This window comes from Sphingobium sp. WCS2017Hpa-17, from assembly GCF_031843765.1.
Taxonomy (GTDB): Bacteria; Pseudomonadota; Alphaproteobacteria; order Sphingomonadales; family Sphingomonadaceae; genus Sphingobium.
Genome location: NZ_JAVTIV010000034.1, coordinates 23830 through 31365 on the forward strand (window position 1 = coordinate 23830; position 7536 = coordinate 31365).

The following is a 7536-nucleotide window of genomic DNA, read 5'->3' on the forward strand; positions in this document are numbered from 1 at the left end:
GACCCCCTTATGCCTGAACCATGCCGGGCTGCGCCTTGCGCGCACGGACAAGCTGGTCCGCCCCGGAGGTGTTGTTGTAAGTCTCTTCGGCGATCATGATGACGCGCTGGCCAGTCGTCGCGGGGACGAATTTGCCAGCGGCGTTCGTGGTCAGATTGCCGCCGCGAGCGATGTTGTTGCCGGTCGGGACGCGGCAGGCGAAGAACAACTCGTCCAGCGGCTCCATGCCGACAACGCGGTCGCCAGCAGGCCACGCGGTGTCCACATCCTTGAGCGCCAGATAATCGTCCTGCGCGATGTAGACCTTCGTGGCAGCAGCAGCGCCGGCCTGCGCGAAGTTCGCGCCGCTTTCGATCAACGCCGTGCCGGGCAGGACGGCGGCAGCGCAAATGCGCTCCTGCACCTGCGGCTTGTTCTGGTCGACGGGGCCGAGAAAGATTTTGTTGTAGCGTGCCATGGCGATCAGTCCCCTTTGGGCGCGAGAGCGGAGCGGTCGTTGCTTTCGGCGCCCTTGCCCTTGAAGGCGGCGTTGACCCGGAAGGCCGGGGCAGGCGACTTCGCCTTTTCCAGCAGCGCGGTCAGCGCGACGGCGGGCGTCACCTTGGCGACATCTTCGGCCAGCACGCCAGCTTCGACGGCCTGATTGACCAGAACCGCGTGTTCCGCTTCTTCCTTGTCCTTGGCTGCCTTGGTCTGAGCCTCCATGAAGTCAGTCACCGGTTTGAGCGCATTGGCGACGATCTCGCCAACCTTCTCTTCGGTGATACCGGGGGCGGCGTTAGCGATGGTTTCCACCTTCGCCAGAAGTGCGTCGTACTGCGCCTTATCCATTGGTGCCTCGTCTTTGTTCAGGGCATTGCCCGTGATGGTTTCGGGCGTCGGGCCGCCCTGAACAAGCTCAGTGATAAAACTTTTAATGCGTTCAATCAATGGTTGACGTTCTTTTCTTTCAACAGCACGCAACATACTGTCAATCGACCAGTCCAGATCGCGGTCAATCTCCTCGTCCAGCGCGGAGTTGATGACCTCGATTTCATCGCCAGCGGCGTTGACGAAGATGCCCACGCCCTGCTCAGGGCCTGCGGCTCCAGCCTCGTTGAGCAGGATCGCGTCATGCTCCAGCAGGAGGTTGCGAGCGACGAAGTTGTGAGGCAGGCCATCGCCCGCCTTCTCCAGCATCGCCATGACGCCGGTGCTGGTGTGGATCGGCTCCTGCTTGTCGATCGCGGCGAGCAGGTCGCGACCGCCCTGCGACTGGTTCGCCACCTGAACATCGATCACCTTGTCGAGCAGGACGCGGCCATTCTCGCGGCGGACGTTCTCATTGTGCGCGCCGACATAGGAGCGGGCCAACCCTTCCGGGCTGCGCGCCAAGACAAACTTGCCATTGACGACTGGATGGCCAAGTGGGGCCGGGGAGCCTTCCAAGGCACGATAGGCTTTCTCGATCTCGTCAGCCGGATACATGATGGCGCCTTTCGACGGGCCGTTACCCTTGCCGTTCATGACCACATTGTCGGGTAGCGTCGCAGACGGCACGATAATCACATCCCGCCCATCGCGCTTTTCGCGGCGGATCTTGCTGGCATTGACCAGCGTGGAGACGTTGACGCGGACTTGATGGGTCATGGCTGCACCTCTTCAGGGATGGTTTCGGTCTGCGCGTCCTCAGCCTCTTGCCGCTTGCGCTCCTCACGCTCGCGCATGAACTCGTCCCAGCCTTCGATTTCGTCGGCGGACTTGAACCCGGCTTCGTCGCGGATCTCGTCGGGGAGGAAGACAGGCTCATCGCCCGATTGCGCGTTGATGGCGCTCATCTTGGAAGCGCGGTCCAGCTTATCGTCCGGGGAGGCTTCAAGCAGGCTGGTCCAGCCTACCACCCAATCCTTGGCGGGCAGGATGGTCCAGCGAACGAGGCGATCAACCAACTCTTGTATCAATGGCATCACGCGGTTTTCACGGCGGCCCATGCAGGTACGCGCCCAACCCGCCGCGTCCTCCGTGCTGGCGCGCTCACCGGTGATGTTGCCGATCAATTCCTTGAATGGCATCGATAGGGATGCAGCGAAGGACTGGACACATGGCTCCCAGAACTCCTTGGGCTGGGGCAGGGCGATGCTCAACGGCTTGACCGTAAATCCGCCCATCATCAGGAATTTATCAAAGCCTGCGTTGAAGTCGTCAGCCTTCTCATTCAGCTTGTCACGGACCTCATCAGCAGATGCCGCGCCCATGCCGCGCATCATGTCTTCAAGGGTAACACCCTCCTTCGATTCAACGACAGGCGCGCCGCGAGCCGACTTCCAGAAACCTTCGCCGCCCGCGCCCTTAATCTTTTCGGCATCGGAGACATCGTTGAACCCGGCCTCCAACGCCGACGAGCAATTGACCGTGCCGTCGTCGGACCAGATGATTACGCGATCGCGGTGAATGCGCGTCTGGTTCAGCTTTGTGTTCTTGGCGTCACCAACAGCCTGCTCGTTGAAATGGAAGAATAGAGGCTCGCCATACGTGTCGCTGCCTTCGGTGATGTCCCATTCGGCAACGTCGAGCTGCCCCTCCCACGCCGGGATAATTCCCGCCAGCGTCTCTATACCTTTGCGAAGCGCGGTAACGGGCTGGTCCAGCTTTTGACCATCGCGCAGGAGGATGATGGCACCAGCATATGCGCCGACCATCGACCGGCGATCGGTGTCCATCAGCGAGCGCCATATTTTGCGCTTGGCGAAGTGCTTGGCGATCGCCTTTTCGTCTGCGGTGTCGCCAGGCTTCTCGCTCTCCCAAAGCGCTGGCATAGTCTCCCATGTCTTATCGACGGTCTTGTCGATGGCGGCCTTGGCGAGCCCTGACCGCGAATACATGCGGTAGAAATCATCGAACGTCAGCGTTTCGGGCCAACCGTAATCATCACGGTAATCGTGTTTCGTGTTCGGGCTATAGCCCCACGCAGCCAGCCTTGAGGCGCGCGCGCGACGGTGCGAATATGCATTAGCTACGAACGATGATTGCCCGGTCATGTAAGATAGTTACTTCATGGCGCAATTAATCGCAATGATGTTGCTTACAGGAACCAGCCAGATTTGCCAGCATCCTCGATTGCAAACGCCATGACCACCGAGTCAGCGAGGTTGTGCGATGATATGCCCCGCTTCTTGAGCGCCTTCTTGCCCTCGGTCTTCTGCTTGCCGTTGACAATCTCCTTCCGTGGGCCAGTCAGCTCACCCTTCAGCTTTTCGCGCAACGGGAGGCTGGATGGGACGGAGATCATCTTCTCCCGGTCGTGGGGAAGTCCGTTCTTAGCCAGCCACGTATTATAGAACCGATCGGCCAGCGTCCCCCAGCCCTGCGCCTTGAGGTTGAGCCACATATCGCCATGCGTCTTGCCCAGCTCATATTCTCGATCGGCCATGACCGGGCCTTCAGAGGCAGTCCAACCCTTGAAGGAGAAATCCCGCAAGGCAGGGGCCTTGGCGCGCGCCTCCTTATGCAACCTTCTGAACTCAGCCGGCACAGACGCCCCCACGCCGATGTCATCGATGTTGAGCGTATCAACACCTTCCTTAAGCAGGATCGGGTGCGCGTATGCCGCGGCGGCGTTCGGGTTCTCGTCCTGCCATTCCCGCAAATCCATCAGAACGCAGCCATAGCGCCAGGCCAGCGCGTTCGGATCGTTGGCCTTGGGTGCAATAATGTCGCCCTCTATGCCGCCTGAAATGTCCATTCCACCGATCTTGCCGCCACCTTTGGGGAAGTCGGGGATAAGGATATGGGCGTCTATGGAGGCGTCGAACCACTTGCCCTTGATGATGGACATTTCGTCACTGGATAGGGCGCGGCCAAGATAGATGTGGTTGTAGGAATCCTCGTCGACCAACTTGAGGCGTTCGGCTTTTTCTCGCGCCGTCGCGGAAAGGAATGGGTTTTCGTCGTAGTTGATGTGGCGGATAATGCAGGCATCACCCAGCAATTCAGGTAGCTTCGTCTGGACGAAGTCCGTCTGGGAATAGGGGTTCCACAAGATCCATATCTCAGCCCCTTCCTTACGGATGGTAGGGTCAATGATCGCCCACTGGTCTTCGGTCAGGCCTTCACCTTCCTCGATCCAGCATATATCGACGCCCTCAGTCCCCTTAATGTCAGCGATGTTGCGCGCGATACCGTAAAACAGAAACTCAGAGCCGGTTCCGCGGTGCTTGATCGAAGACACGCCTATGTCGAACTCGCTCTCCCATCCAGCGGCGATGATCTTCTCTTTGATGACGGTGTAAACGCTGTCCGTGATGCGGTTTTGAAACTGCCGGATGCACATGAATTTAAGCGAGTAATTGCGAGCCAAAAAAGCCGCCATGCCGCCCGCGTCTTGCGTCTTGGACGAGAAGCGTCCGCCCTTGAGTAGCTTGTAGGGCTTCCGCGTCTTCCAGAATGACCGCAGGTTCGGGTTGAGTTGAAACATTATTCGGCGCTGTAGAAATCGTCCAGAGTGCGGCCCTTTGGCGACATGCTGCCATCTGGACTGGTATGTTCAACCTTCTCCCGCAGATGGCCATACAACTTCGCTAGGCCCATCGTCGCACTGACAGCGGCAGCCGGCGTCTCACACTTCCGAGCAAAGTCGCGATCCTCCTTGAGCAGCTTGGCGATGTCATCAACCGTCATGTTGTGCCGCTCAGCGTGGGACGCCTTCAGTTCAGCGACCCTTACCGAAATCTTATCCTGGGCAAGCAACTGCGACGCCTTCACGTTGATCGTCGGCGCCTTCATCCGCTCAGCGCTGTAGGACTGGCGGTAGGCCTCTGAGGCGTTGCCAAGCTCGACATACAGCTGGCAGAACTTTTCCTGCTTCGGAGTGAGATCACCCATGATGAATAGTCCTCCCCACAAGCCGAGCCTTGGCAATCACCGTCACAACAATCCCATCCCTAATAACCATGCGCTCCCCCATGCTTACCGATCACGACCGGGCAACCGAACTCATCGGCAGTCGCCAGCGCCGGACAATCCATCTCAGCGCGGATCGCGGCGATGTCGATGCCCTTCACCCGCTCCAGATATCGCAGGACAGCATGGTCGCTGATCTCGGTCACACCAGCCCCCGCTCTTCCAGTCGTGGCCGAACCAGCGGCACATGCTCGACCATCCACGCGATGGCGTCGACTTTTGGAAACGTCACCTGATGCCCGGTGCCGACATGCGGGATCGGCACCTTGGCACGCAGCCAGCGGCATATCGCGCGCGGCGGCACTCCGATCAGCTCGGACATCTGGTACTTGTCGATATGCTCGATCTCACTCACCCGATCACCCTCCAGTAAGATTGCGCGATGTTGGTCATGCTCACCGCCCCAACCTCTCAAAATGCCGGTCCATGATTTCGCGGCCCTTGTTGGATATCGAAACCAGCACCTTGCGCCGGTCGCGGATGTGACCGACGCGCTCAGCAAGTCCTGAGTTCACCAATATCTCGATGTGTTTGAGCGCGGTTGTGTACGGCCCCAGCGAGGCCAGGCAGAGGCTCGACACGCTGGGCGCGCGGGTGGCCAGATACAGGTCCAGCAGCATGTTCCACGCCTCTTCGCGAAGGTGGCGCAGGTCGGGATTGTTGCTGCGCTCTCTGGCCTCGAATACGAGCAGGCGGGCGTCGAAGCGCGGCTCGTTCACCAAAGCCCGGCGCGTGAATTCGTCGGCCAGCGATCCGAGGATCTTTGCGACGGCGATGTCAGAAGTGGAGGCGATGTTCATCGTGGAAACTCCCCCATGGTGTTGTGGCCACACGACCAGCACTTCCTCGGCCGCGCTTGCCCCTCGTCGCGCTCGCGGGCGCCGCAGAGACATTCGATTTCGCGGATTTTCTTCATGCGGCACCTGCAATTCTTGGGATAAACTGAGCGATCGAGCCCGTTTGCGGCTTGTCGCGACGCGGTGGCGGTTTCTCGGTCTGGGCCAGCTTGGCCCGCTGAGCATGGAACTCAGCCTCCGTGATCTTGCCTTCCCGAAGCTGGTCGAACAGGCTTCCACCGGCGATGCTGGGTTTTGCAGATGGTTTCCCCTCGCAAGGTCTGGGGCCGTATGCACCCTCCAACAGCTTGGCGAATGACTTGGGCTGGAGAATGAAATCGAATGTCGCGTACCAGCCGCGATCATTGTCGCCATGGCATAGCGGTGAAGCGCCCACAGCATCGATCGCGGCTATTACCCGGCCCTTGCCATGCTCTTTCAAACGGGCTTCCAGTTTGCGGCGCCGATCGGTGGCAAAAGTCTCGACCTTGGCCAACTTCGTGCGGTCAGCCATTTCATTCCAATGAGAAATGATTTCCCCGCATTCTCCCCCCGCCAGGGGGGTAGGGGGGTTATCTCCATTACTTAATTCATTTCCTTCTTTCTTATTTGCGTCGTTGCCGCGTCGCCGCCGCGTCGTTGCTGCGTCGGTGCCTGCGTCGCCATTGCGCGAAGGAGCCTGATAAACGTCGTAATTACAGATGGTTATTACCGTCTGTCCTGCGTCGGTTGCTGCGTCGATCATGTTCTCGTTCTTTGCGCGCGAAAGAAACCGACGCACCTTCGCTTCATCCCATCCCCAGGCCTTCGCCATATAGCGAAGCGAGGACGAGAACTGGCCACGCTGGAGAGTGAACGTCTTTCCGGCGATACCGACTTTGCGCTCTGTATGGGCGGCCTGCTCGATCATCCACACCCACGCATCGCGACGAGAATATTCCTCGCGCCCGAAGATCGGATTATCCTGCCATCCACGGGCCATGAGGTAATAACCGCTCAAGCAATAGCCTCCACAAGGCTGGCGAAGGATGGATCGCGGCGCAGCCTCTCGATGCGCTCCAGTCCACTGATGACGCTGGTATGGTGCCGGTTCAGCAGCCGCCCGATGGTGGCGAGCGAAAGCCCGCGTGCGCGAAGGGCCGCCATGATAGCCCAGCGCACCATGCAGATGGGGCGATCGCGAGCCGGGCCGCGCAGGATGGACACCGGGTAACCGCTGATTTCGGCGGCGCGTTCGATGATGAGAGGGGATGTCACTCGAACACCTCTGTTTGCCAACCGCCGCCAGCCTTTTTGGCCAGCGCGCGAACAGCGATAAATCGAAAGGGATATTGCTCAGCCGCGACCTTGATCTTCACGCGGGCGTCGTCAGTCCAGAAGCCCTTGACCTCATGGACCTCCATCAGTCCGTCGCGACGCATGACGGCATAGTCCGGCGTGTAGAACGTGTTATCAGCGAGGCGCAGCTTCAGGCCCTCAAAGCGATACCAAGCGATATCACCAGCCATTAGGGCAGGGCGCAGCACGGTCGCCTCATAGGAGGCTTCCGTCTTGTTCTGCGCGCCGACCTTGAGGCGACCGAGAGCCTGAACGCTGCGGCGCATGGGTTATTCCATCCCCAGCGCGGAAAGGTACGTCTGGAGGATATGCTCCATTTCCTGCCGATCGTGCGGCTGCATCTTCCGCAGCTTGATAATCTGACGCATGATCCCGGCGTCGTAACCGTTGGCCTTAGCTTCCAGATAGACGTCCTTGATATCGT

At 59.5% G+C, this 7536-nt stretch carries 12 protein-coding genes; all 12 read right to left on the reverse strand.

Annotated elements, in window-relative coordinates; genetic code table 11:
- Positions 1 to 7: 7 nt before the first annotated feature.
- Positions 8 to 457 (reverse strand): hypothetical protein, encoded by a 450-nt coding sequence (locus RQH62_RS23375; RefSeq protein WP_311271050.1) that lies wholly within the window; start codon positions 455 to 457, stop codon positions 8 to 10.
- A 5-nt stretch (positions 458 to 462) separates the two neighbouring features.
- Positions 463 to 1506 carry a hypothetical protein gene (locus RQH62_RS23380; protein WP_311271051.1) on the reverse strand — a complete coding sequence of 348 codons (1044 nt, stop codon included), beginning with the start codon at positions 1504 to 1506 and terminating at the stop codon, positions 463 to 465.
- 119 nt (positions 1507 to 1625) lie between these two features.
- The gene (locus RQH62_RS23385; RefSeq protein ID WP_311271052.1) at positions 1626 to 3017 is read right to left on the reverse strand and encodes an anti-CBASS protein Acb1 family protein; all 1392 of its coding nucleotides are present in this window, start codon (positions 3015 to 3017) and stop codon (positions 1626 to 1628) included.
- Between the two features lie 44 nt (positions 3018 to 3061).
- The gene (locus tag RQH62_RS23390; RefSeq protein ID WP_311271053.1) at positions 3062 to 4453 is read right to left on the reverse strand and encodes a PBSX family phage terminase large subunit; all 1392 of its coding nucleotides are present in this window, start codon (positions 4451 to 4453) and stop codon (positions 3062 to 3064) included.
- Positions 4453 to 4860 carry a terminase small subunit gene (locus tag RQH62_RS23395; RefSeq protein ID WP_311271054.1) on the reverse strand — a complete coding sequence of 136 codons (408 nt, stop codon included), beginning with the start codon at positions 4858 to 4860 and terminating at the stop codon, positions 4453 to 4455. Before RQH62_RS23395 ends, RQH62_RS23390 begins: the two co-directional genes overlap by 1 nt.
- A gap of 59 nt (positions 4861 to 4919) precedes the next feature.
- Positions 4920 to 5084: a hypothetical protein gene (locus tag RQH62_RS23400; RefSeq protein WP_311271055.1), complete on the reverse strand. Its 165-nt coding sequence runs from the start codon at positions 5082 to 5084 to the stop codon at positions 4920 to 4922.
- A complete protein-coding gene (locus RQH62_RS23405) occupies positions 5081 to 5293 on the reverse strand; it encodes a hypothetical protein (RefSeq protein ID WP_311271056.1) in 213 nt (70 codons plus the stop codon). Before RQH62_RS23405 ends, RQH62_RS23400 begins: the two co-directional genes overlap by 4 nt.
- Positions 5294 to 5333: 40 nt before the next feature.
- A complete protein-coding gene (locus RQH62_RS23410; RefSeq protein WP_311271057.1) occupies positions 5334 to 5738 on the reverse strand; it encodes a hypothetical protein in 405 nt (134 codons plus the stop codon).
- Between the two features lie 112 nt (positions 5739 to 5850).
- The gene (locus RQH62_RS23415) at positions 5851 to 6774 is read right to left on the reverse strand and encodes a hypothetical protein (RefSeq protein WP_311271058.1); all 924 of its coding nucleotides are present in this window, start codon (positions 6772 to 6774) and stop codon (positions 5851 to 5853) included.
- A complete protein-coding gene (locus RQH62_RS23420; protein WP_311271059.1) occupies positions 6771 to 7031 on the reverse strand; it encodes a helix-turn-helix domain-containing protein in 261 nt (86 codons plus the stop codon). Before RQH62_RS23420 ends, RQH62_RS23415 begins: the two co-directional genes overlap by 4 nt.
- Complete coding sequence (locus RQH62_RS23425; RefSeq protein ID WP_311271060.1) at positions 7028 to 7378, reverse strand: DUF1064 domain-containing protein; 351 nt, start codon at positions 7376 to 7378, stop codon at positions 7028 to 7030. The genes RQH62_RS23420 and RQH62_RS23425 overlap by 4 nt, the downstream gene beginning before the upstream one ends.
- Positions 7379 to 7381: 3 nt before the next feature.
- Positions 7382 to 7536, reverse strand: a 155-nt coding sequence (locus tag RQH62_RS23430) for a DUF2312 domain-containing protein (RefSeq protein WP_311271061.1), incomplete at its 5' end; no start/stop codon positions are given.

Coding starts and splice junctions, on each gene's coding strand:
- RQH62_RS23375 (WP_311271050.1), bottom strand. CDS start 457: ATGGCACGCTACAACAAAATCTTTCTCGGCCCCGTCGACCAGAACAAG.
- RQH62_RS23380 (WP_311271051.1), bottom strand. CDS start 1,506: ATGAACGGCAAGGGTAACGGCCCGTCGAAAGGCGCCATCATGTATCCG.
- RQH62_RS23385 (WP_311271052.1), bottom strand. CDS start 3,017: ATGACCGGGCAATCATCGTTCGTAGCTAATGCATATTCGCACCGTCGC.
- RQH62_RS23390 (WP_311271053.1), bottom strand. CDS start 4,453: ATGTTTCAACTCAACCCGAACCTGCGGTCATTCTGGAAGACGCGGAAG.
- RQH62_RS23395 (WP_311271054.1), bottom strand. CDS start 4,860: ATGGGTGATCTCACTCCGAAGCAGGAAAAGTTCTGCCAGCTGTATGTC.
- RQH62_RS23410 (WP_311271057.1), bottom strand. CDS start 5,738: ATGAACATCGCCTCCACTTCTGACATCGCCGTCGCAAAGATCCTCGGA.
- RQH62_RS23425 (WP_311271060.1), bottom strand. CDS start 7,378: ATGCGCCGCAGCGTTCAGGCTCTCGGTCGCCTCAAGGTCGGCGCGCAG.